Source organism: Ruegeria sp. D6 (assembly GCF_056534365.1).
The window spans coordinates 700413-724861 of the sequence record NZ_JBQFPH010000001.1 but is presented as its reverse complement, the minus strand read 5'-3'; the positions used below and the strand labels follow the sequence as shown (position 1 = coordinate 724861).

Sequence of the window (24449 nt, the reverse complement as noted above, 5' to 3'; positions counted from 1 at the left end):
GCTAAGGTCGGGGAAAACCGTGACCGGAGCCCCTGAATGCGCCTTACCCTGCACTTCGCCCTGTTGCTGACCACCGCCCTGCCCACATGGGCCGAGATGCCCTCACCTCAAGGCCACGTACTGCTGACGCTCGGTGGCGCCATCACCGAAACCAATCTGCCCGCGCGCGCCGAGAACGACGGTGGGCTGTTGGGTTTTCTCGAAGTCACACATGACGGTGCAGCAGGCTTTGACGCTGCCATGCTGGACGGGTTGGATCAGGTCGAGATCACCATCCCCTACGGCCCGCCAGAGAACCAGCGCGACTATACCTTTTCCGGCCCACTGTTGTCCGACGTGATGACGATGGCAGGTGCGAGGGGCAAATCTGCTCTGCCCATGGCTATGGATGGCTATCAGGCTGAAATCCCATGGGAAAGCATCGAGACACATCAACCCATCGTGGCCACCCACGCGGATGGCGTGCCGATGGGCATTGGTAGTTACGGCCCCACGATGATCGTTTTCCCGCCCACGGATGATGCTGAATTGGCTCAAACACAAGCCAGCCAACAGGTCTGGGCCATCGCCTATATTGCGATCGAGTGATCTCCGGTCAGCCGGGCATGGTCTTGCAGCGCAAACCTGTCGGTCATGCCCGCGATATAATCCGAGACGATGCGGGCCAGCGCGGTTTCATCCGTTGCCGCCTCGATATCGCTGTGCCAATGGCGCGGCATCTGTTTGGGATCGGTCAGGTAAATCGGAAACAGTTCCTCAACCACCTTGCTGACACTGGCGCGCACTTCCATCACGCTCGGTGCGCGATACATGCGCGAAAACAGGAAGGCGCGGATCTGTTTGAGCTTCGCCCAAAGATCATCCGAGAATTGAATGACCGGATAACCCAGATGGCGGATATCCTCGACCGACTGCGCCCCCGAGGCCGCTATCAACGCGCGTGAGGTGTCGATCACATCCGAAACCATGACGCCAAATACCCGTCTGAGCGCCTCGTGCCGACGGCGATAAGGGTCAAGACCCGGATACTTGGCATCCACTTCGGCGAAACAGGCATCAATTATGGGAAGCTGCTGAATGTCTTCATCTCTGAACAATCCCGCCCGCAATCCGTCAAATAGATCGTGGTTGTTGTAGGCAATGTCGTCCGATAACGCCGCGACCTGCGCCTCAGCGCTCGCATGAGTATGGAGTTCGAGGTCAAAGCCCTGGTTGCATTCGGCCAATGCCCAAGGCAATGCACCAGTAACCGGTCCGTTGTGCTTGGCTATCCCTTCCAGACATTCCCAGGTCAGGTTGCACCCATCGAACTCGGCGTAGTGACGCTCGAGTTTGGTTACGATCCGAATGGCCTGTGCGTTGTGGTCAAAGCCACCATATGGCTCCATCAACGCATGCAGAGCATCCTCGCCCGTGTGGCCAAACGGCGTATGCCCGAGGTCGTGCGCCAACGCGACCGCTTCGGTCAATTCGCCGTTCAAGCCTAAGGCCCCGGCAATCGTTCGAGCCACCTGAGCCACTTCTATGGAATGCGTCAGGCGGGTTCGATAACTGTCGCCCTCATGCTCAACAAACACCTGAGTTTTGTGTTTGAGGCGCCTAAACGCGCTGGCATGAATAATCCTGTCACGGTCGCGCTGAAAGCATGACCGAAAACTGCTTTCCTCCTCAGGTACAAGCCGCCCCCTTGCGCGGCCTGGGTCCGAGGCAAAACCCGCTCTGTCCAAAGGTCTTGTCCTTGTCGCCTGTCGTCAGGTTCCATATATTGTACGATGCTAAGGAAATAAACCTTTGGAGACCGGCATGAATCTGCCCCCAACAGTCACAGAACGCGCCTTTGAACGCCTGGCCGAAATCGGTGCCGCAGATCAGGGCCAGGCCCTGCGTGTCGCTGTGGAGGGTGGCGGATGTTCCGGATTTCAATATGAGATCGCCCTGGATGTGCCGAAAGAGGACGATTTGGTGCTAGAGGGCAAAGGCCAAAAGGTCATCGTCGACTCGATCTCTCTGCCGTTTCTGGAGAACGCGGTAATTGATTTCACACAGGAACTCATCGGCGCGCGCTTCGTGATTGAGAACCCCAACGCCACCGCGTCCTGCGGCTGCGGCACATCGTTCTCGATGTAGCTCCGGTGGGGGCTTTGCCCCCACACCCCCAAGGTATTTTTAGCCAGATGAAGAGGGATCCGCTCTCTGACAGTCAAAGTCAGAGAGCTTCACCTGGCGCGGTCATCGGCGCCTCCGCCTGTACCGCATACTCAGTTTTGACGAATATGGTTAAGAATCCGTTTCTTCATCTGGCCCAAAATACCTCGGAGCGCGAGGCAGAGCCTCGCTAACTTGTACGGCAACTTGCCGTTGCGTGTATTCTGCGCGATAGGTTGCCAATGGCACCGGAGGATCACGCATGAAAATCGCCACATTCAACATCAACGGTATCAAGGCACGCGCCGAGGCGTTACCTCGCTGGTTGGATGAGGCGCAGCCCGATGTCGTGTTGCTGCAGGAAATCAAATCAATCGATGAGAATTTCCCCCGCGAGATTTTCGAGGAGCGCGGATATAACGTTGAAACCCACGGGCAAAAGAGCTTCAACGGCGTTGCAATCCTTTCGAAATTACCGCTTGAGGATGTCTCCCGTGGGTTGCCCGGTGATGAAAGTGATGAGCAGGCGCGCTGGATCGAAGCTACTGTCATAGGAAAGAGAGCACTGCGCATCTGCGGATTGTATCTGCCAAATGGCAATCCGGTGCCGGGGCCGAAGTATGACTACAAGCTTGAGTGGATGGAACGCCTCTATGATCGTGCCCGCGATTTGATGGCATCAGAGGAACCCGCGTTGATGGCCGGGGATTACAATATTATCCCGCAGGCCGAAGATGCCAAGCGCCCCGACGCCTGGCGCGAGGATGCGCTTTTTCGACCCGAAAGTCGCGCTGCATTCCGCAAGGTATTGAATCTGGGCTTCACCGAAGCATTTCGCGCTCGAACGCAAGGCCCCGGTCATTACTCATTCTGGGATTATCAAGCTGGCGCGTGGAACAGAAACGACGGGATTCGCATCGATCACTTTCTTCTGACGCCGCAAGCTGCGGATTTGATGCGTGATTGCAGGATCGATGCCGAAGTGAGGGGGCACGAAAAACCTTCGGACCATGTGCCGGTCTGGGTTGATCTCGACCTGTGAACGCTTACGCGGTCGCGTCGTAGCTATAGATCCACTCGTAGCGCCGTGCCAAGCGTGGACCAACCGCCATTAAGGCGGCCTGTGCGGCCAGCCTCATTGGCCCACGAAGGTGGAAATTACGCGCATTTGCGCCTGCGGCGCCAACCACTTGCCTGGCACGCGGTCGTCGAGTGGCTTCATAGGTAGCCAATGCACGGGCGACGCCTGAGTTGTCCTGGAACGCGCGTGTCAGGACCCAGGCATCTTCCAGTGCTAGGCAAGCTCCTTGGGCCATAAAAGGCAACGTCGGGTGCGCCGCATCCCCAAGCAAGGCCAATCGCCCATTCTGCCAGATTTGCGCCACGGGGCGCAGAAACAGCGCCCAAAGGTGAACCTCGTCAATCTTTGACAATATGTCACCAACCGGTCCGCCAAAATCGGCGAACCGGGTTCGCAGGTCGTCGGGATCACCCTGACGTCGCCAGCCTTCCTCTTGCCAGTCGGAACGCTCTTCTATGGCCACGAAGTTCACGAGGCGTTGATCGCGCAGCGGGTAGGTTACAACGTGCCGACCTGGCCCCATCGTCAAGGACGCGCATGGCAATTCTTCTCGCTGGGTCCAGGGGATCGTTGCTCGCCAGGCAACCTGATGGGTGAACACCGGGACCTCGGGACCATTCAAGATCGGGCGGATAGCGCTGCGCCCACCGTCTGCGGCGATCGCGCATTCCGCACGCAGCCTTTCGCCGCTTTCCAGAACGATCTCGGCTTCGCTTGGGTGTTTATGAACCGTGGCGACAGGTGCATCCAGCCGAATATCCACCCCAGAGCGCAAGGCGGCTTTGTGTAACAGGTCCAGCAGATCTGCCCGGTGATAATAGTAAGTCGACCCAGCGGCAGGGACCGGGACCCGACTGATCACGCGCCCATTACGGTAATCGCGCAGAACGGTCCCACCCGAGATTTGTCCAGCTTCCGGGACCTTACCAGCAACGCCTAGCGCACGCAGTACCGCCATCCCGTTCGCACTGATTTGCAATCCAGCACCAACTTCGGTCAGTTCTGGGGCCCGCTCCAGAACCGTCACCTGAGCACCCTGACTTCGCAGTGCGAGTGCCGCGGCCATGCCCCCAATGCCGCCGCCAATGACGCAGAAATTCAGACCATTGATATTCATGGGCCTGCCATAACGCAAAAACGCCGGGGCGACAGGCCCCGGCGCTGTTGTTTTATTGCAATTTCCCAGCGATCAATCGTCGCGGTGGACCTTTTCGCGGCGCTCGTGACGCTCTTGCGCCTCAAGCGTCATAGTCGCGATAGGACGCGCATCCAGGCGCTTAAGCGAGATCGGATCACCGGTCTTTTCGCAATATCCATACTCCCCTTCTTCGATCCGGCGCAGGGCCGAGTCGATTTTGGCCACCAGCTTGCGCTGACGATCCCGGGTGCGCAGTTCCAGCGCACGGTCGGTCTCTTCGCTTGCGCGGTCAGCGACATCGGGAATGTTTCGGGTGTTGTCCTGCAGACCTTCGATCGTATCACGGCTGCCTGCGAGTAGTTCTGTCTTCCAATCCATCAGCTTGCGGCGAAAATACTCAAGCTGGCGATCATTCATGAAAGGTTCATCTTCAGCCGGACGGTAATCTTCCGGCAGAAAAACTTCCTGCTTCATATTTGCTCCCTCGGTATGGCCTGAAACGTCGGTTGCGATTGTATTACCTGACATTCGGCACCCCCTTCTGCGGAGCGTTTATCCGACGGGGCAGAGATTGTCACTACACAAACGTATGCCTCGCCGCCGCGTCACTCCGACTGCTCTAATATTGAGACTTGTAACAACAAAACCTTGTTTTTCTGTGGTTCTCGCAAGGCGTTTTTCAGGCAGCTTCAACCCCTGCGATACCCCGCCCCGAACGAATCGCCCAATACAGATTGGACTTACAGCACATTCCATCCTTTCGCGACGCTGCGGCCCGGCTTGTAAATAACCTTACCTCTCTGTAACCCGAGCAGAGCAAACCCAGCCCGCATTCCGCGGAAACCACATGAGGGGTCCCATGACCGCACGTTTTCAAGGCACCGCAGAATATGTTGCCACCGACGATCTGAACATTGCCGTGAACGCCGCCGTCACGCTGGAACGCCCGCTGCTTGTCAAGGGCGAACCCGGAACCGGCAAAACCGAGCTGGCGAAACAGGTCGCAGGCGCGCTGGGGCTGACGATGATTGAGTGGAACGTGAAATCCACAACGCGCGCGCAGCAGGGACTGTATGAATACGATGCGGTCAGCCGTCTACGTGACAGTCAGCTAGGTGATGAGCGCGTGCATGATGTCTCGAACTATATTCGCAAGGGGAAGCTATGGCAGGCATTCGATGCGGATGAAAAGGTTGTGCTACTGATCGACGAGATCGACAAGGCTGATATCGAGTTTCCGAACGACCTGCTGCAAGAACTAGATAAGATGGAGTTCCACGTCTACGAGACTGGCGAGACGATCCGTGCCAAGAACCGTCCTATCGTCATAATCACGTCGAACAACGAAAAGGAACTACCTGACGCATTCCTGCGCCGCTGCTTCTTTCACTACATCCGCTTTCCAGACGAAGCCACGATGCGCCGTATCGTCGAAGTCCATCACCCCGGCATCAAAGATGCGCTGCTAACCACCGCGCTGACCCAGTTCTACGAAATCCGCGAAACGCAGGGTTTGAAGAAAAAGCCCTCGACCTCGGAAGTGCTGGACTGGCTGAAACTGCTCTTAGCTGAGGACTTGAGCGCTGAGGACCTTAAACGCGACGGTGTGAATGCACTGCCCAAGCTACATGGTGCGCTTCTAAAAAATGAGCAGGACGTACACCTGTTTGAACGGCTGGCCTTTATGGCACGTAGCAAGCGGTGATCACAGCTTGTCATCGGTACGGTCGGGTGTCAGCATTACATCAACGAAAGACCCCGCGCCAATCGGGCCTCCAGAGCAGGAAATAATAAAATGACTAACGCCCTCACAATTCGCCCCTTGCGACCAGAAGACCGGGATCAATGGGCCGAAATGTGGCGTGACTACCTGGCATTTTATGAAACCGAAGTGCCGGATTCGACTTTCCAAAACACCTTTGCACGGCTCTTAGGTGATGATCCGAATGACTTTTCCTGTTTTGTCGCGGATTTGGATGGGCAACTGCTTGGACTGACCCACTACCTGTTTCATCGCCACGCCTGGAAGGAAGAAAGTGTCTGCTATCTGCAGGATCTCTATGCCCGCCCAGAAGCGAGAGGCACCGGAGTTGGACGCGCCCTGATTGAGGCCGTCTATGAAGAAGCGGACAGGCAGAAAGCCCCCTCAGTCTATTGGCTGACGCAGGAAAACAACCATACCGCACGCAAACTCTATGACCGCATCGGCAAGTTGTCGCCGTTTCTGAAGTATCAGCGACCATGAGGCTTTTGGGCGCAACTCTCCTTCTGGCGGCGCTGTCTGCCTGCACCACGGTCGACCGGATCGAGACGCCGACCCGTACCCAGGTGATTGAAGCTTCGCTGCCGCCGTCTAAATCCTTCGGCGCTGCTCGTCCAAGCCCGCCTGCCCGTTCAAACAAGAACATCGCCGCAGATTTCCTATCGCTGCATTTCGCACTTGAGAGCGGCGCAGAGTTGCCCGTTTTCACCCGGTTTGATGGACCCATCACGGTGCGTCTGACTGGGACACCGCCACCAACGATGCAGACCGACCTGAGCCGGCTACTGACCCGGTTGCAACGTGAGGCGAAGATCGACATCCGGCAGATTCCAGAGGGTCAGGCGAACATCACGATCGAGGCTGTAAGCCAGAAACAGATCCGCCGCATCCTGCCGCAGGCCGCCTGTTTCGTCGTGCCCAACTCTTCAAGTCTGGAAGAATACCGCCGTGACAGGCGCAAAAGCAAAAGCAACTGGACCGAACTGCGAAAACGTGAACGGATCGGGATATTCATCCCCTACGATGCCAGCCCACAGGAAATTCGGGACTGCCTGCATGAAGAATTGGCTCAGGCACTTGGACCTCTGAACGACCTCTATCGCCTAACCGATTCAGTATTCAACGACGACAATTTCCACACGGTTCTGACCGGATTCGACATGTTGATCCTGCGCGCAGCCTATGCGCCTGAGTTGCAAAATGGCATGACACGCGAACAGGCGGCGGCGGTTCTGCCCGGCGTACTCAGCCGGCTGAACCCCAGAGGGGATCGGGTTGCGCCACAACAGGTTACTGAGACGCCTCGGGCGTGGATTAACGCAGTTCAACGCGCTTTGGGGGCTGGCGCTGGTACGGCCAAACGCGTCAACGCTGCGAACGAGGCAGCGCGAATTGGTCAACAGCAAGGCTGGACCGACCACCGCCGCGCCTATCCGCATTATCTGCTGGGGCGCATGGGGCAATTCGACGACCCCGAGGCGGCGCAGCAGCAATATGAAATTGCCCTGAAATACCTGAACGCCACCCCGGGAACGGAAATTCAGCGCGCTCATATCACGGCACAAACCGCAGCATTTGCTTTGGCACAGGGTCAGGGCACCGAGGCCCTGCCCGAATTGAACAAAGCAATCAATGTCATGACCAAGGCCGAGAACGCCGCCCTTCTGGCCACCCTGCTGCTGCTCAAATCCGAGGCACTGCGGCAGTCCGGTCAACTAGATCAGGCACGTCGTGTTCGGCTGGACAGTATCGGATGGGCACGTTACGGCTTCGGCTCGGATTTGGTGGTGCGCTCGGTCACACAAGACATCGCGCAGTCAGCCGCCACAAGCACGGGTGGATAACGTCACATGATAGTGGTTCTGGGCATGGCTATTCTGGGCGCGATTCTGGGCGCGTTGACAGCACGCAAACGTAACGGAAGCGGTGCTGATATGGTTCAATACGCCGCAGGTTACGGCATTGCCTTTGCGTTGGTCGGGCTGGTGATTTCACTGGTCATTGTCCGCCTGGTATAGAACGATGTTCCTGCCCTTCTTCGAAAACCTCCGAAACGCTGGCATTCCCGTATCTCTGCGCGAGTACCTGACGTTTCTGGAAGGGATGAAAAAGGGCTTGGCGACATACGATGTCGAGGCGTTTTACTATCTCGCCCGCGTTTCGATGGTGAAAGACGAGCGCAACATCGACAAGTTCGACCGTGCCTTTGCCGCCAGTTTCGAAGGGTTGGGTGAAATCAGTTTCGATCAAGTACTCGAGGCGGTCGATATTCCTGCCGAGTGGCTTGCAAAGATGGCCGAAAAGCACCTGTCGGATGAAGAAAAAGCCGAGATCGAGGCGCTTGGTGGCTTTGATAAACTGATGGAGACGCTACGCGAGCGCCTCAAGGACCAACAGGGTCGCCATCAGGGCGGTAACAAGTGGATCGGCACCGCGGGCACCTCACCTTTCGGCGCCTATGGCTACAACCCCGAAGGCGTGCGCATCGGCCAGAAAGAAAGCCGCCATCAGCGTGCCGTAAAGGTCTGGGACAAGCGCGAATTCAAGAACTTAGATGACACTGTTGAACTAGGCACCCGGAACATCAAGGTTGCCTTGAAACGCCTGCGCCGCTGGGCGCGTGAAGGTGCAGCGGAAGAGCTTGATCTGGATGGAACGATCAGGGCTACGGCTGAACACGGATATCTGGATGTCAAAACCCGACCCGAACGTCACAACGCCGTCAAAGTGCTTCTGTTTCTGGACGTGGGCGGATCGATGGACCCGCATATCAAGGTTGTGGAAGAACTGTTCTCGGCGGCCCGGACCGAGTTCAAACATCTGGAATACTACTACTTCCACAATTGCCTCTATGAAGGCGTCTGGCGCGACAATCGCCGCCGCTGGGATCAGCAAACTCCGACGCACGAGGTCTTGCGTACATACGGGCCGGACTACAAATGCATCTTTGTCGGCGATGCCTCGATGAGTCCCTACGAGATCGCTTATCCCGGCGGTGCAAATGAGCATTGGAATCAGGAATCTGGCCAAGTCTGGCTGGGCCGTGCACGCGAACAGTGGACATCGAACCTGTGGATCAATCCAGTGCCAGAGAAGTATTGGGAATATACCCATTCGATCGGCATGATCCGTGAGATATTCGAAGATCGCATGGTACCCATGACGCTGGCGGGTTTGGAACAAGGTATGCGGGAACTGACGCGATAGTCACCGTCGGAGTCCTTGTTTTTTCAGAAACCGGAAACAATAGGCCCATTTTTCAGAGATATTCGCGTCAAAAGAACCACCAAAGAAACAATCTCGGCAAAATTCCCTGCCTCTCTCGAATTCGTGATATACGACAAAGGGATTGAAGCTGGGGGGCTGTGATGACCATTTCAAAACTACGAAATATCCTGACATCTGTTTTGACCATTACAGCGTTCGCAATTGCATCGGGTGCGACCGCGACATTGGTACTTTCCCCTGACGCCGCTTATGCCAAGAATGATAATGGCAATGGAAAGGGCCGCGGCGGCGGCAAAGGTAATTCTGGAAAAAGCAACGATGGCAACAAAGGCAAGGGTAAGTCCGGAAAAGGCAACGACGGCAACAAAAGTGGCGAAAAGGGAAAATCCGGCAAAGCTAAGGGTTCCAAAAGCGCGGGTAAAGATGCCGGCAAGGCCAACTCCAAAACGCACCGCGTGGAAAAGGCTTTCGGGTTTAACAAGAAGCAAAAGGCAAAACACCACCGGTCAGCCAAAACCTCTGCTAAAGCTAAGGGACGGAACGGCAAGGTACAAAAGACCACACTGGCGGGCTTTGGAAGAGAGTTTAAACGCGATGTCGAGCAACTATTTGGCAAGCGTTCGCCGGTAAAAACCAAGTCAAGCGCGAACCGGGTAAAGAAATCGTACCGCAAGGCGTCGGTGGCTCCGGTTGAGTATTCCCCGCGACCTGTTGCTCGCACAGATTATAAATCCAAGCACTATGACAATAAGAAGCCCAGAAAGCGTCGCTATCGCGACCCGCTTGTTGCAGCGATCACCGATCCCGATGGCTCGGACAAGCTGCGTAACCTGAATGCGTCTAAGGCAGCAGCCCCGGCGTTCCGCAATGCTTCACCCAACAGCAATGTCGGCAAAATCGCGACCTATCAGGCGGCGGCGGAAACCTATTACGACCTGCGCGGTGACCTCTATGAGACCCGTCGCGAACTGCGTGATCTGAACGAAGACTACGATGGCCGCAGCAGCGAAGACATCGCCGATGATATCGCCGCACTTGATCCTGCGGACCCGGACTACGATGACAAGCTGAGTGCGCTTGAGGATGAACTGCGCGATGCTGAAACCTATGAGGAGGCGCGCGACGATCTGCGCGCTGATCTGAGGGATCTGAAATACGAAACCCGCGACGCGTTGCAAGATGCGGAGGCTGCCTTTTATGACGCTTCGAAAGGGCGTACATTGATCAAGGCGACGCTGGGCGAGTTCCACGGCAATCTCGATCTGCCACAGCCAAACCACCGGCACAAGGACTGGGCAACGGTCCAGCCGGTGCCTTACGATCCTGACGGCTACCGCTATTCGGATGATAAGAAGTTCTATGATGAAACCGACTATCGACTGCGCTACGACAAGCCATATTCCGATCGCAATAAGAACCGCTACCGCTATTATCGCGACCCGCTTGTTGCAGCGATCACCGATCCCTATGGCTCGGACAAGCTGCGTAACCTGAATGCGTCTAAGGCAGCGGCCCCAGCGTTCCGCAACGCTTCACCCAACAGCAATGTCGGCAAAATCGCGACCTACCAGGCGGCGGCGGAAACCTATTACGACTTACGCGGTGACCTCTATGAGGCGCGCCGTGAACTGCGTGATCTGAACGAAGACTACGATGGCCGCAGCAGCGAAGACATCGCCGATGATATCGCCGCACTTGATCCTGCGGACCCGGACTATGATGACAAGCTGAGTGCGCTTGAGGATGAGCTGCGCGATGCTGAAACCTACGAGGAGGCGCGCGACGCTCTGCGCGCAGATGTGAGGGACCTGAGAGTTGATGCTCTGGTCGCAGAAAAGGAAGCTGAACGCGCATTTTTTGAGGCTTCGAAGGGCGAGGTCTTAACCAAGCAGTCCCTTGCCGAGTTTCATTCGAACCTGCACCTGCCCTCGCCAGGCAGGTAAGGCTGGATTGAGCCGCATAACTGATCGGGCGTGAAGGGCGAGTTACCGCTTGCCTCCTCGGGGCGGGCCGCCCATATCTAACTCATGCTTCGCTTAACACCCATCCTGCTTGCCATAGCTTATGCCGTTGTGATGTACCGGATATCCGTCTGGCGCACGCATCGTGAGTTGGATGCGAAGTCCACCGAACTGGCCGATCCTGCGCTAAAACGCATGACGGACCGGCTGGCTGCAGCCTTGGAGATTGATCGGGTCCCAGTCTACATCTACGAGATCGATCCGGTGAACGGGCTGGCCGCGCCGGATGGGCGTATTTTCATCACTCGCGGTTTTTATCGCAAATTTGGCAACGGCGAAGTATCAGCGGAAGAAATGGCAAGCGTAATCGCGCATGAATTGGGCCATGTCGCCCTTGGCCACGCCCGGCGGCGGATGATTGATTTCTCGGGTCAAAACGCCCTGCGTGCTGCGCTGATGATGCTATTGAACCGCTTCATCCCCTTCATTGGAGCCTGGATTGCAAATATGCTGACTCATTTGCTGGCCTCCCGCCTGTCGCGGAGTGATGAATATGAGGCGGATGAATATGCGGCAGCGCTTTTGACAAAAGCCGGGATCGGGATTGGTCCACAGAAGTCTTTGTTCCACAAGCTTGAGGATCTGACACAGCAGCGCGCGGGCGTTGTGCCCGCTTGGTTAATGAGTCATCCAAAGACGGATGAGCGGATCGCAGCTCTGGAAGTACTTGAACAAAAGTGGGGCGTGGGAGTTTAGGATAGGAGCGAGGGGCCAGCCCCTCGCGCTCCCCGAGATATTTTTGACCAGATGAATGGGATCCCGAATTAAGTACTCAGGGCTTTGCCAAGGCGCGGCAGGCGGGCTTTTTTCATTAAGCTGCGCAAGGTCCATTGAGCACCGGATAGCCGGTTGGCTTCAGCAAGGACCGCTCTGGAAACCTGCGTTATACCTTCGGGGTTGGACAGCCAGAGTTCATGCAGCAGCCCGTCCGGATCGCGCCGCTCAAGCCCTTCGTCGGCCAAAATATTCTTGGGAAAGTCCTTGGCATTGACGGTGACAATGACATCTGCCGAGCTTGTGACCGCCGTTGCGAGAACGTGGATGTCAGCGGCATCCGGCAACCATAGGCGCTGTTCAACACCGAGGTTGGCGGGTTGCTCGGCATTTGGCCAATGGGCCTGAACCAGCGCGATTTCGGCGCGCGCCTGCGCCTCGCCCTCGGGGCCAAGCTTGCGGGCGGCGCGGGCCCATTCTTCGAGGATACGTGCAGACCAGACGGGCGTGAAATAACCAAGCCTCGCAGCGCCCAACAGCATCTCTCGCATCACCGTGGGATAGATGACGCAGGTATCAAGAACCGCCTTCACAGACGGTAAAACACGGCTTTGAGGTAGCCGCTTTCTGCCAGCTGCGGCAGTTGTGGATGGTCCGGCCCGGCAAAGCCAGTTCGGATCAGTTGGGCCTGTCGTCCTGCCCGTCCGATCCCACGGGATGAGGCATCGCGGAAGCGGCCCAGATCAGCGGCATGAGAACAGGAGCAGAGGCCAAGATACCCGCCCGGTTTGACCAGCAGAGCCGCCAGACGTGCGGTACGCTCATAGGCGCGCAAACCTGCATCCAACGCCTGTTTCGAAGGTGCAAAAGCCGGGGGATCACAGATGACGACGTCGAACAACGCGCCCTCTTCGCCGAGTTTGGTCAGTATATCAAAGGCGTCGCCTTGTCGGGTCTGGAAACGGGCAGAAAATCCTGAGACTTCTGCGCCCTTCGCCGCCAGTTCGAGCGCCGCTGCCGAGCCGTCAACGGACAATGCCTGTGCTGCGCCGCCCGCCAACATGGCCAGACCAAAGCCTCCGACGTGGCTGAATACATCCAGCACCTGCGCCTCGGGGTGAACCAACTTGGCGGCAAACGCGTGATTGGGGCGTTGGTCATAGAACAGGCCGGTTTTCTGTCCACCAGTCAGGTCAGCCATGTAGGTTGCGCCATTCATTGGCACCGGCAGAGGCTTATCGGGCGCGATGCCGCGCAAGGTCAGATTGGTGTCGTCCAACCCCTCGAGCACACGCGTGCGCCCCGAGGCGTTCTTCAGCACTGTGTCGACCCCGGTCACCTTGACTAGCGCGTCGGTCAGAGATGCAAGATGTGCCTCAGCCCAGACTGCGTTGGGTTGGATCACGCAGGCGTCGCCGAACCGGTCGATGATCACCCCGGGAAACCCATCCGCCTCGGCATGGATCAGGCGGTAGTACGGCGCATCGAACAGTCGCTCGCGCATCTCAAGCGCGCGGCGCAGACGGGTTTCAAACCAGTCCGCATCCAACTGCGCGCCGATATCGCGATCAAGTACCCGGCACATGATCTTCGAGACCGGATTCACCGCGACCAGAGCGATTGGCGCACGCTTCTCGTCTTCCAGCACAGCCAAGGACCCCGGCCCGATTTTGCGGGTCCGGCGGTCGGTGACGATGTCGTTGGCGTAGACCCAGGGAAACCCGTGGCGCAGGCCACGCGCATTGGCCTTGGGTTTCAAACGGATACGGGGGCGGTCAGCTACGGGTGTCATGGCGCCCTCATAATCGTGAATGCACGGGGGTGAAAGCCCCGTTAACGGTTGCGCTTGCGCCAGCCGCCACGACGCTTGGGGGCTTGGGCCGCCTGCAAACCCTCGGTCAGGACCTGCGTCATCGGATGATCAGCAGCCTGTTCCGAATAGACTGCGTGCAGGTTGGTCAAGGCCTGATTTTGATCAAGCTCTCCGGGCAGGCTCAGCGCCCAATCCAGAAAGATGCTGCGACACTCGGGCAAGGTGATGCCTTCAATGCGATACGCCTCGCGGATCAGGCCTTTGTGGTCATTCGGATCATCACTGCGTGCCATCTTCAACCCCTCCGACCACTGCGCCAATCAACGAGGCCGCAGTGCTGTAATTGTCTTGCAACGCGGATTGCAGCTGTTCGACCTGATCGAACCCGGTCGCCCGGCACAGAAAGGCCGTACCGCCTTCACCGATCTTGTCGGCCTCGATCACCTTTCCCGACAGCAGACGCGCCGCACATTGCACCGACCAGCATAAATCGTAACAACCCTTCAGGGTTTGCGCCTGCGCGACATCCAGCAGCCCGACAGCGACCGCCCCGTCCAGACCCCAGTGTACATCGCGCTGGGGCAATCCGGCCAGCAATGCGCCCGTCTCTGCCATCAGCTCGATATCCATCATGCGGCCCGGCCCATTCTTTGCGTCCCAAACGCCCGCTGGTGCTTTGGCTGCGGCCAGTCTTTCGCGCATCTCGGCGACTTCTTTCAGCACCTTCTGGCGGTCGCGCGTTTGCGACAGGAAATCGGCGCGGAAGCTTTCGATATCCTCGGCCAGACCGGCGTCGCCTGCGACCACATGGGCGCGGGTCAAAGCAAGGTGTTCCCACACCCAGGCCTCATTCTGCTGATAGTTGGTGAAGCTGACCCAGCTTGTAGCCACCGGCCCCTGATTGCCTGACGGGCGCAGACGCATGTCGACCTCATAAAGCCGACCCTGCGACATTGGCGCGCTGAGCGCCGTGATCAGAGCCTGGGTGAAACGAGCGTAGTATGTCCGCGTTGCCAGCGGGCGAGGGCCATCGGACATGTCCTGATCCTGAGGATCGTAGATGACAATCATGTCCAGATCGGATTGCGAGTTGATGCGCCCTGCCCCAAGTGACCCCATACCCAAAACCGCAGCGCCGCGCCCCGGCACCGGTCCATGCTTTTTGGAGAACTGGTCGACAACGCAGGGCAGAACCGCCGCAATCACGGCCTGCGCCAGTTCGGCATATTGCTGCCCGGCCTGCGCCCCATCGATCAGTCCGCGCAGATGATGCACACCGATGCGAAAGTGCCACTCCTTGCACCAGCGACGTGCGAAATCGAGCTGTGTTTCATAGTCGCTTTCATCCGACAACGCCTGTGTAAGATCAGCTTGCAAGGCCGACTGTCCGGGCCAGTCGCTGAAAAAGCTGCCACCAATCACCGCATCAAAAACCGAGGCGTTGCGCGACAGATGGGTGGCAAGGGCGTGCGATGTCCCAACGATATCGACCAGCAGATCGATCAGATGCGGGTTCGCTTCGAACAGGGAAAACAGCTGCACTCCAGCGGGTAATCCTGCCAAAAACCCATCCAGTGCCAGCAATGCTTCGTCGGGTTTCGCAGTTTTAGCCAATCGCGCTAAAAGTTCCGGTCTGAGCCGCTCGAATATCCGTGCACCACGCTGCGATCGAAGCGCCGGGTAAGTCGGCCAGCGGGCCAGCACACCCTTGTCAAACTCAACCTCCTGAAGCGGCACGGGTGCCGCGCCTGGTCCAGGGGCGAAGAACCCTTCGGTCAGTTCGTGCACTTCGGTCAGGCGGCGGGTCAGTTCGGCGGTCAGTTCGGCGCTGCTGATCCCCATCAGGCACGCGACCCGTTCGAAACCGTCCTCTGAATTTGGCATCTTATGGGTCTGTGCGTCGTGCACCATCTGGATGCGATGCTCGACCTCGCGGTGGGCGCGGTAGTGGTCAGTCAGCTTCTCGGCGACATCTTCGGGCACCCAGCCTTTTGAGGCCAGCGCCGCCAGACCGGGAACGGTGCCCCGTACACGAAGGTCTGGATCACGTCCGCCCGCGATCAATTGGCGGGTCTGGGTGAAGAACTCGATTTCTCGAATACCGCCCTGCCCCAGCTTCATGTCGTGACCGGGAATCGAGAGGCTTCCGCCCGTTCCCTTGTTCTCGCGTATACGCAGTCGCATGTCATGAGCGTCTTGAATGGCGGCAAAATCCAGATGCCGCCGCCAGACGAACGGGCGCAATGCATCGAGGAATCTCAGACCTGCCGCGATGTCCCCGGCGCAGGGGCGTGCCTTGATATAGGCCGCGCGTTCCCACGTGCGCCCAAGGCTTTCATAGTAGCGCTCAGCCGCTTCCATCGCCAGACACACAGGCGTCACCGCCGGGTCGGGGCGCAATCGCAGATCGGTGCGGAACACATAGCCATCCGCCGTCTTGTCGCTGAGCGTGGCACAGAAATTCCGCGTGGCGCGCACCATGCCCTGTCGCGCTTCGTAGAAATCATCGGGATCAAAGCGGGTTTCGTCGAACAGCACGATCAGATCGATATCTGAGCTATAATTCAGCTCATACGCGCCCATTTTGCCCATCGCCAGAATGACCATACCAGCTGCGGTTTCGACATCATCTTCGGTCATACCCGGCAGCTTGCCGCGCCGGATCAGCGCAGCAATTTCGGCCTTCGCTGCCACATCTGCGGCCAAAGCGCCAAAGTCGGTCAGCGCGGCAGTTACCTTTTCCAACGGCCACGCACCTGCCAGATCGGCCAGCGCCGTCAGCAAGGCCATGCGCCTCTTCGCTTGCCGCAAACCGGGTTTCAACTGATCCGGCGGCAGCGCGCGCGCTGCGCCCATCACATCCGCCAATGCCTGGTCCGGTTGCTGCAACGCGTGCGGCAACCAGTCCCTTTCTTGGTCAATCAAACCTTTCAGGTAGGGGCTAGAGCCCGCAGTTCCCGCGATCAACTCCCCCTGCTCGGCAGTCAAATCGGGCAGCGCCGCGCGTGTTTCGTCACCCAGATCGGTATGAAAAGCGCGCGGCAAGCGGTTGATAACAAGAGGCTGGCTCATGACCGTTCCAGTGGCGTGTCCTGGCTGAAACTGTTGATCCAGACGTCGTGACGCCGCTCCCACAGGGATGAGATCAGCATCGCCTCCCATTCCTGTGCTTCTGGACGCAGATAATCTGCCCTGTATGAGAGCAAAACCACATCCGCCGATAAGACGCGCAACCTGGTATCGCTGAGTTCATATTGCGCCATCGTAGGCGCATCGGCGAACTGGCCAACATGATCGTCGCGATTGGCAAAACCCGTTGGATACACGCCCAGAAAATCGGGGCTCAACAGTGCCCGGTCCGCCTGTGCATTGCCTTCAACCAGCGCAGTCCATACCTGTTTTTCCAGCGAGAGGATCTGATCGAGTGACGGTGGGCTGGTGTTTTCAATATCTTCCATTTGCCTATGACTTGTGACGGCCGAAAATCAGATGCGGCCAGCGCACATGATCGGACAGAGTTGGCTTAGCCCTGTCCGATTGAACAGCAGAAAGGGCCGAATGTCCAAATCGTTATAGCCACTGATCCACTGGCGGCAAATCGAAAGTGAACGGATTTTCAATCCCCTGCCCGGCCAAATCCCACTCATCATAGTGCTCGTCTTCACGAAGCTGCAAAAACACCGCCTCAAGCTGATCGTTCAAACTCACCAACTCGTCCCAGGCGTCACCCATATGAGCCTGGAACATCGCCAGTTGTTGGAACAAGCCATCTGGCAAAGGGCCAAATTCCACACTCCCCAGATCGCGAGCTGGGAAATACATATCCTCTTCAAACTCAAAAAAGCGCGACATTCCGTCGTTAAAGTCAATTTGGCCATCGAACGAGACCGCAGCAAATACTTCATAAAGACCGGTCTCATTCATTTCGAGCTCGAACGACACCTCGAAACTAAGCGCAAAATCAGAAATTCCGTTTTGATGAAGCTTGCCTGCGATCTCGACGACTTCGTAATAGCCGCATGACGCCAGAACCAGATCGCCATTTGCATCGAACCCATGCACATCGAACATCTCCCCCTGTTCGCTGGCTATAGACAGATGCTGAAACTGTGCTGCCTGACCAATGTGAACGCCCTCAAATCCAAAGGCGGACCGGGCCTCGTAAGAAACAGGTATGTCCGTTCCATGCATGCTTATGGTTTCAAGCGCGACTTGCTGTGTATGGTACAGCTCGGAAATGAGCGTGGCGCTTCCGCGTGTCGCGATCTCGTGGTTCACCATCGAAAGATTGAACTCAACCTCGTGAGACCCAGCACCTTGATACGCGCTGACCGTGCTGTCGATCACCCCGTCCCAAAACCCGCGCAGTTCGATATCCGGCAGATCTTCTTTCCCTTCGAGATCATGGGGATCGAGGTTCAAAAAAGGCAAATCGACTTGATCAATCGAACTAGATACGCCGCCTTGCGAAGCTAGGCCTGGTTCGGTCGACAAGATGAAACTCTCCTCTGACCCGAACGGCCAATGAGTTGTGTTCACAACATTCATTTCAGCGACCTCCCTTGATTGCTCCTCGGAAAACTATGTATGCAGCCATTGCGCAAACCCTATGGAAGGGTTTGATTATTAAGCGTTCTTAATGAAACGTTTAACCGATGGGCTGCGTCGCTCGGCCTGAATTACTGAGACGTAAATCCGCTGTAGTTGAATACTCGATACTGCAGTAGATCAGAGGAAGCGGGATAATTGCGAATGGACCTGAATTGGCGTGTAAAATATGGGCTCAAATGCATTTCCTTAGTTTGAAAATCTCATGAGCCCAATGGTTTTCAAGAAGGCCTTGAACAGCTATTTACGCGGTCTGCTGTTTTCTGGGACATAAAAGTGGCAAATGCCCAATGCCTCATGAAGCCAATCAAATAAATAGTTTTGGGCGCTGGTAAGAATGGCTTAGCCAAGCCATGAGTTGTTTTCATTAAATATCTGGCCAGGGTGAGCGCCCTCCTGTAGGCCAATCAGAACGTGCATATAGCCATCCTCCAAGCCAATACGAGAAGCGCAGCGATAGATCTCCAGTTTCAAAAATAGAACTGGCATTGCCTATGCCTAGACAATGCCAGCGCAGGCAGCTGGGAGGAAAGATTGAACTGCCTAATATTTCTGACCTTCGTCGTGAAACCCGCTTCTTACAGATGCACGAAGAGATCACTGCCCTCTACTGATACATCGAAGCGTCTCGTTTTAATGGACGAATCCACAAGAAACTCACCGCTGCGAATGTCGAATTCCCAACCGTGCCAGGCGCAACGGACGATTTCACCGGCGCGATCATAGACAAATTCGGTTGAGTCCGTTTGGCGGGTCGTACCGCAGACCGGGCCTTCGCAGAGGGCCGCACCTTTGTGAGGACAGATGTTGAGCAAAGCGTGATAACCGTCGTCGAGTTTGAAAACGCCGATGGGTATGTTCGAAACTGTGACGATCTTTGCCGCGTCGCTGGGGACTTCATCAGTTTTGCAGGCGAAATACTTGTTTGCCATGGTCGATGTCTCCTTCTTTATTCGGCGGCATGCGCCATCGGGCGTGGCAGACGGGTATATACGTCCAACGCATTGAGTCCGAAGATCTTCTCGCGCCATGCGGGCGGGACATGCAGCTTGTTGACGTCGTCGTAGTCCCAATGCGGATAGTCCGACGCGAACATCAGGGTGTTCTCTCCATCCATCGCCTCAAGCGTGGCCCACAGGTGCTGGATATTCGCGGGCTGCTCCAACGGCTGGGTCGACATGCGGATGTTCGACTTGAAGTACTCGGACGGCAGACGCTTGAGCCACGGCGTTTCCTTTCGCAGCGCCTTGTAGTTCGCATCTAGACGCCAAAGAACCGAGGGCACCCAGGCGACGCCACATTCGACTATTACCACTTTCAAGCCCGGCCATTTCTCAAACACGCCGTGGGCGATCAGGCTGGCCATGTGGGTCATGGCCGTCTGCGGCAGGATCGCGTGGGTTTCCCAGAAAAAGGTCGAAGGCCCGGCCCCGATCGGGGTCGAGTTGATGCCGCCCTGTCCGCCGAGATGCATAGCGAATGGCAAGCCCATTTCGGCGCAAGCCTCATAGATCGGGTGATAGAACGGGTCGCCATAAGGGCGTGCGGCACCGTGGCTCACCAAAACTTGAACGACACGGGGGTGGCCGCCAACTCGGCGGATTTCAGCGGCGGCCAGATACGGGTCCTGCGGTGCCACCACGATCGAGCCCCAGAACCGCTCGTCCTTGGGCAGCCAGTAGTCGATCATGTAGTCGTTATAGGCTTTGCACAGCGCATTGGCGTAATAAGGGTTGGCCAGCGTTGAGGCTTCGATCGGTTCGTCGCCGGTCAGGATCGCAACATCGATATTGTATTTATCGAGGTGCTTCTCCTTCATTATCAAGTAGTTGTCGTCTTCCTTAACTGGATTCACGTCATGGCGGGCAAATCCTTCGGGGTGGAACCAGGGACGATGGCCATGTGGGAATGCACCACGTGGGCCGGTGCGTTCACCCCGGACGAACATGTCCTTGAAAAGACCTTCCATGTAGGGTTCCAGAACCGTGGCGCTGCACCAATAGTTGTGGCAGTCGCAATCGACGATGAACATGAACTTCTCCTGTTGCTGGCGCCAAAAGGGCGGGCTTACATCTTGTTCAACGATGCTTGATATCTGCGAAACTTTGGCAAATAAATACAATTGAAACGCACCTATCGATCGGGATTACCGATTAAATGAATCGCCAGCTTTTAGTGACCTACATGGATGTTCTGGAAACGCGGAACTTCAACCGCACCGCCGAACGTCTGAATGTGACCCAATCCACGGTCAGCGCTCGCATCCGTCAGTTGGAGCAGGAGCTGGACACGCGTCTGTTCGAACGGGGGCGCGGCGGGGCTGAACCCACGGCCGCCGGGCGCCGCTTTGAGACCCATTGCCGGTCACTTCTGGCTGCTTGGAGTCTGGCACGACGCGATGTTGAGGCGGGTGGCAGCGGCAACAGGCAACGCTTGCGTATATCAGTTCAGTTCAGTTTGGCCCGATCCGTGCTGATAGACTGGACTAAGGCAGTCAGGGAAAGAAACCCGTATCTTGACCTGTATCTCGAGGCGAATTTCTCACAACAGATACAGCGGGATGTTCTGACCGGCGAGACCGATATCGGTATTGTTTTTGTCCCGCAGCGGGCGCCTGACATGTTTGTCAGCGAATTGGGCAGCGAAAGCTATGTAATGCTGTCCACCGATTGTGACCGTATCGAGGACGTTCCATGGACGCGCTACATTCAGGTAACCTACACATCATATTTTGACCGCCAGCATGACGAGGCGTTTTTGGATCAGCCGCAAAGCTCGACCCTGGTGGGCAGCAATGATCTGGCTTTGGATTTCCTAAAAGCCAGCGGCGGAACGGCATATTTCCCCGGATTTGCCGCACCGGGTCTGTGTGCCGAGTATCCAACATTGCAACAGGTTACTGACGCACCGGTGATCCCACAGCCCATCTATTCCATCGTGCACGTTCGAAAACGCCATGATCCGCTGGTGGCGCAAGCTGTCACCCTGTTCAAAGAACTAATCCAACACAGATCAATCGCTTTAACCGATTGATACCGCAATTCTGCACCGTTTTTCAGTCCCCTCGCACCATTATCCTCGCGCGAACCCTATTCTGGAGGTTTCCGCAAGATGCTCGTTGCGACGGACAGTCCGTTTTCCCTGAGTTCAGCCAACAACCAACCCTGCTACGCAGGTGGGCCTGCCACTTTGACCTGCAAAGCGGTGATCGATGAAACGCATGACAGCAAGACCTTCGTCTTTGAAGACACGCAAAACCGCAGCTTCGACTTCAAACCAGGCCAATACGTGACCTTCTGTTTCGAGATCGAGGGCAAGCAGCATGTACGCGCCTATTCGATCTCGTCCACGCCGACCCGGCCCCACAACATTCAGGTCACCGTCAAGCGCGTGCCCGGTGGGGTTGTGTCCAACTATCTGAACGATCAGATGGTCCCCGGAACAGAGATCGAGATTGCAGATATCACCGGTGGCTTCAACTGGGTGGATATCCCCAGCGATAAGCCATTGTTCCTGTCCGGTGGCTCGGGTGTCACCCCGGTCATGTCGATGCTGCAATACGTCACCGACGTGACCTTGCCGAAAGACATCGTTTTCGTGCATTTCGCTCGCTCGCCGAGGGACATCATTTTCCACGACCAGCTTGAGTTTTTGAACCGACGCTTCGCCAACGTGACCATCCATACCATTGTGGATGAAGCGAATGATGGGTTTGAGGGTGAAATCGGTCAGATATCGGCAGATTTGCTGCAGCGACTTGTGCCTGATCACGCCGAGCGCAGCATTTTCATGTGCGGTCCCGAAGGGTTCATGAAAGCAGCCCGTGATGTGGCTTCTGTCATTCCGTTTGCCGCTGTCCACGAAGAAAGCTTTGGCGAAAAGATCACTATCGAAGAAAGCAGCGGCACGGGGGGTGAGGTCTATTTCTCACTCAGCGGTCTGCACGGTCATGCCGCCGAGGGCGAGACCTTGCTAGAGGCTGCGCTGAACGCAGGCGTCTGGATCGACTCGGCCTGCCAGCAGGGCGTTTGCGGCAACTGCAAAGTGCGCCTCACTCAGGGCGATGTTGAGATGCAGGACATGGGCGGCCTGCAACCCGGTGATACCGAGCAAGGGTATGTGCTGGCCTGTTGCAGTTGGCCGAAAGGCCCGGTCGCGCTCGACGTGTGAAGCGGAGATTCAAAGGGAGGAATACAAATGTCAATGAAACCACCACTATCGGAACTTCCGATAAAAACCGCTGACAACGGTTTTTACCGGGGGTTCAGCGTCAACGTGACGGTGATCAGCAAGATCGTCATCAGCCTGCTGGTTGTTTGGTGCATAGTCTGGCCAACACAGGCGGGTAGAATTCTTGGCGATTGGAATGCCGCCATTCTTTCGCAGTTTGCTGCCTGGTATATCTGGGTTGTTACCGGATTTGTCATCGTCTGTATTGGGCTGGCCATCTGGCCAACTGCTGGACGTATGAAACTTGGCGTAGAGGGCGAGAAACCCGAGTTCTCTAACTTTTCCTGGTTCTCGATGATGTTTGGCGCGGGCATCGGTGTCGGAATGTTAACTTGGGCGGTCGCCGAACCTGTCGCGCATTTCAAGAACAATCCATCCGTTATTCAGGGGGTGACGACTGCACTGGATGCAGACAATGTCCGAACGGCGTATGTTTGGTCATACCTACATTGGGGTTTCGGGGCGTGGGCATGCTATGCGATAGCTGGCTTGGCGCTTGCTTTCTTCAGCTATCGTCGCGGACTGCCGCTAACGATCCGCTCCTCATTGACCCCACTGTTTGGTAAATCACTGTCGGGCAACCTCGGTCATCTGATCGACATCGTCGCCGTTGTCGCCACTATTCTTGGGGTAGCCCAGACGCTCGGCTTCGGTGTTGAACAGTTCGTTGCAGGTCTCTCACGCATCGGCATCGGTGGGCTCGCACAGCCCGATGGTTCTGCGACAAACTTGGGTATCGTCGTCGCTCTGCTTGTCATCATGGGCGCGTCGACCTTGTCGGCCCTGTCCGGTGTTGGCAAGGGCATCAAATGGCTTTCGAACATCAATATGGGCCTGTCGATCTTCCTTCTGGGGTTCTTCATCCTGTTCGGAGCGACCTTCTTTGGCGCCAAAGCGTTTTTTGTAGGCATATGGGACTATGTGGTCGCGCTGCCATGGCTGAGCTTAAACGTATACACATCTGATGGTGTTGAAGGGTCGGAAGCGTTCCTTCTTGCGCAGTGGCAAGGCTGGTGGCCGGTCTTCTATTGGGCGTGGTGGATCGCGTTCGCGCCTTTCGTCGGTTTGTTCCTGGCGCGGATTTCCAGAGGCCGGACAATCCGTGAGTTCGTGTTGGGCGCGATGATTGTTCCCGCACTAATGTGCTTTGTCTGGTTCGCCTGGGCCGGAGGCACGGCAATCGACCTGGAACTGAACGGAGACGCAAACGGCGTCATCCTGGATGCGGCGAACGGCGACAAAATCTTCGCGATGACAGAACACATGCTTGCTCCGATTGCAGAAGCATTGGCGTGGGCAATGGCCGCGGTGATCGTTGTCCTGCTGATGACCTTCCTTGTCACGTCTGCAGACTCGGCCGTGCTGATCGTGAATACGATCAACGCAGCTGGCGACGAAGGTCCCAAGGCAAGGCCTCACATCATGTTCTGGGGCGCAGCTCTGGCACTTGTTGTCGGGGGCTTGCTTGTCTCAGGTGGTACCGGAGCAATTCAGACTGCAATGGTGATAGGTGCATTGCCCTTCTCTATTGTAATGGCGTTGATGTGCATCGCACTGATCAAAGCAATCTGGAATGATGGGCGGCGCGAAGCAGCGGGCATCGCGACAACAATCTCAGCTGACGCAACGACTATGCCGGCCGAGTAGAGGTTGAGCTAATATCTTTGATTGGCCTCCGGTATTTCGGAGGCCATTTTCTGTCTGGCCCT

Annotated in this window: 24 protein-coding genes; 13 read left to right on the top strand and 11 right to left on the bottom strand. The window is 56.8% G+C overall.

Translation table 11 applies throughout. The annotated features are described in order from the left end of the window. The first annotated feature begins 36 nt into the window (after positions 1–36). Entirely contained in the window at positions 37–588 is a 552-nt protein-coding gene (locus tag ACR0A1_RS03585) for a putative pterin-binding protein (RefSeq protein WP_480866268.1), read from the top strand. Here the strand turns inward: ACR0A1_RS03585 and ACR0A1_RS03580 are convergent. Then, positions 570–1727 carry a deoxyguanosinetriphosphate triphosphohydrolase gene (locus tag ACR0A1_RS03580; RefSeq protein WP_480866266.1) on the bottom strand — a complete coding sequence of 386 codons (1158 nt, stop codon included), beginning with the start codon at positions 1725–1727 and terminating at the stop codon, positions 570–572. The genes ACR0A1_RS03585 and ACR0A1_RS03580 overlap by 19 nt on opposite strands. 76 nt (positions 1728–1803) lie before the next feature. Here ACR0A1_RS03580 and ACR0A1_RS03575 point away from each other — a divergent pair, with 76 nt between their 5' ends. Next, the gene (locus ACR0A1_RS03575) at positions 1804–2127 is read left to right on the top strand and encodes a HesB/IscA family protein (RefSeq protein WP_480866264.1); all 324 of its coding nucleotides are present in this window, start codon (positions 1804–1806) and stop codon (positions 2125–2127) included. A gap of 280 nt (positions 2128–2407) precedes the next feature. Next, positions 2408–3187 carry an exodeoxyribonuclease III gene (gene xth, locus ACR0A1_RS03570; RefSeq protein ID WP_170406381.1) on the top strand — a complete coding sequence of 260 codons (780 nt, stop codon included), beginning with the start codon at positions 2408–2410 and terminating at the stop codon, positions 3185–3187. 4 nt (positions 3188–3191) lie between these two features. Here xth and ACR0A1_RS03565 read toward each other — a convergent pair whose 3' ends face one another. Together ACR0A1_RS03565 and dksA are read right to left on the bottom strand one after the other, a co-directional pair. After that, the gene (locus ACR0A1_RS03565) at positions 3192–4343 is read right to left on the bottom strand and encodes an FAD-dependent monooxygenase (RefSeq protein ID WP_480866262.1); all 1152 of its coding nucleotides are present in this window, start codon (positions 4341–4343) and stop codon (positions 3192–3194) included. Between the two features lie 72 nt (positions 4344–4415). Then, entirely contained in the window at positions 4416–4838 is a 423-nt protein-coding gene (gene dksA, locus ACR0A1_RS03560) for an RNA polymerase-binding protein DksA (RefSeq protein ID WP_074736317.1), read from the bottom strand. 385 nt (positions 4839–5223) lie between these two features. On the opposite strand from dksA, the gene ACR0A1_RS03555 reads away from it, so the two are divergent. From ACR0A1_RS03555 to ACR0A1_RS03525, 7 genes are all read left to right on the top strand, one after another. After that, entirely contained in the window at positions 5224–6069 is an 846-nt protein-coding gene (locus tag ACR0A1_RS03555) for an AAA family ATPase (RefSeq protein WP_170406386.1), read from the top strand. A gap of 90 nt (positions 6070–6159) precedes the next feature. Beyond that, the gene (locus ACR0A1_RS03550) at positions 6160–6609 is read left to right on the top strand and encodes an N-acetyltransferase family protein (protein ID WP_480613313.1); all 450 of its coding nucleotides are present in this window, start codon (positions 6160–6162) and stop codon (positions 6607–6609) included. Then, positions 6606–7970, top strand: coding sequence for a DUF2927 domain-containing protein (locus ACR0A1_RS03545; protein WP_480705063.1), 1365 nt, complete (start codon positions 6606–6608; stop codon positions 7968–7970). Before ACR0A1_RS03550 ends, ACR0A1_RS03545 begins: the two co-directional genes overlap by 4 nt. A 6-nt stretch (positions 7971–7976) precedes the next feature. Then, positions 7977–8144, top strand: a complete 168-nt coding sequence (locus tag ACR0A1_RS03540) for a hypothetical protein (protein WP_480705065.1) — start codon at positions 7977–7979, stop codon at positions 8142–8144. A 4-nt stretch (positions 8145–8148) separates the two neighbouring features. Next, positions 8149–9333, top strand: coding sequence for a vWA domain-containing protein (locus ACR0A1_RS03535; protein WP_223117923.1), 1185 nt, complete (start codon positions 8149–8151; stop codon positions 9331–9333). 161 nt (positions 9334–9494) lie between these two features. Beyond that, positions 9495–11297, top strand: a complete 1803-nt coding sequence (locus ACR0A1_RS03530) for a hypothetical protein (RefSeq protein ID WP_480866260.1) — start codon at positions 9495–9497, stop codon at positions 11295–11297. Positions 11298–11381: 84 nt separating this feature from the next. Further along, on the top strand, positions 11382–12071 hold the full coding sequence (locus tag ACR0A1_RS03525; protein ID WP_170396642.1) for a M48 family metallopeptidase: 690 nt from the start codon (positions 11382–11384) through the stop codon (positions 12069–12071). Between the two features lie 68 nt (positions 12072–12139). Here the strand turns inward: ACR0A1_RS03525 and ACR0A1_RS03520 are convergent, their stop codons facing one another. The 8 genes from ACR0A1_RS03520 to ACR0A1_RS03485 form a co-directional block, all read right to left on the bottom strand. After that, on the bottom strand, positions 12140–12682 hold the full coding sequence (locus tag ACR0A1_RS03520; RefSeq protein ID WP_480866258.1) for an RSP_2648 family PIN domain-containing protein: 543 nt from the start codon (positions 12680–12682) through the stop codon (positions 12140–12142). Beyond that, on the bottom strand, positions 12679–13881 hold the full coding sequence (locus tag ACR0A1_RS03515) for an RSP_2647 family RNA methyltransferase (protein ID WP_480866256.1): 1203 nt from the start codon (positions 13879–13881) through the stop codon (positions 12679–12681). Before ACR0A1_RS03515 ends, ACR0A1_RS03520 begins: the two co-directional genes overlap by 4 nt. A gap of 41 nt (positions 13882–13922) precedes the next feature. Next, on the bottom strand, positions 13923–14195 hold the full coding sequence (locus ACR0A1_RS03510) for a hypothetical protein (RefSeq protein WP_170396636.1): 273 nt from the start codon (positions 14193–14195) through the stop codon (positions 13923–13925). Further along, entirely contained in the window at positions 14182–16974 is a 2793-nt protein-coding gene (locus ACR0A1_RS03505; RefSeq protein ID WP_480866254.1) for a [protein-PII] uridylyltransferase family protein, read from the bottom strand. Before ACR0A1_RS03505 ends, ACR0A1_RS03510 begins: the two co-directional genes overlap by 14 nt. Then, the gene (locus ACR0A1_RS03500) at positions 16971–17360 is read right to left on the bottom strand and encodes a nuclear transport factor 2 family protein (RefSeq protein ID WP_170396632.1); all 390 of its coding nucleotides are present in this window, start codon (positions 17358–17360) and stop codon (positions 16971–16973) included. The genes ACR0A1_RS03505 and ACR0A1_RS03500 overlap by 4 nt, the downstream gene beginning before the upstream one ends. 112 nt (positions 17361–17472) lie before the next feature. After that, on the bottom strand, positions 17473–18396 hold the full coding sequence (locus ACR0A1_RS03495) for a hypothetical protein (protein ID WP_480866252.1): 924 nt from the start codon (positions 18394–18396) through the stop codon (positions 17473–17475). A gap of 692 nt (positions 18397–19088) precedes the next feature. Beyond that, entirely contained in the window at positions 19089–19442 is a 354-nt protein-coding gene (locus tag ACR0A1_RS03490) for a Rieske (2Fe-2S) protein (protein WP_480866250.1), read from the bottom strand. A 17-nt stretch (positions 19443–19459) separates the two neighbouring features. Further along, positions 19460–20542 carry an amidohydrolase family protein gene (locus tag ACR0A1_RS03485; protein WP_480866248.1) on the bottom strand — a complete coding sequence of 361 codons (1083 nt, stop codon included), beginning with the start codon at positions 20540–20542 and terminating at the stop codon, positions 19460–19462. Between the two features lie 125 nt (positions 20543–20667). Between ACR0A1_RS03485 and ACR0A1_RS03480 the strand changes: the two genes are divergently transcribed. The 3 genes from ACR0A1_RS03480 (at position 20668) to ACR0A1_RS03470 (ending at position 24387) form a co-directional block, all read left to right on the top strand. Then, positions 20668–21543, top strand: coding sequence for a LysR family transcriptional regulator (locus tag ACR0A1_RS03480; RefSeq protein WP_480866246.1), 876 nt, complete (start codon positions 20668–20670; stop codon positions 21541–21543). A 78-nt stretch (positions 21544–21621) separates the two neighbouring features. Beyond that, on the top strand, positions 21622–22680 hold the full coding sequence (locus tag ACR0A1_RS03475; RefSeq protein WP_480866245.1) for an FAD-binding oxidoreductase: 1059 nt from the start codon (positions 21622–21624) through the stop codon (positions 22678–22680). Positions 22681–22707: 27 nt separating this feature from the next. Further along, on the top strand, positions 22708–24387 hold the full coding sequence (locus tag ACR0A1_RS03470; RefSeq protein WP_480866243.1) for a BCCT family transporter: 1680 nt from the start codon (positions 22708–22710) through the stop codon (positions 24385–24387). Positions 24388–24449: the final 62 nt, after the last annotated feature.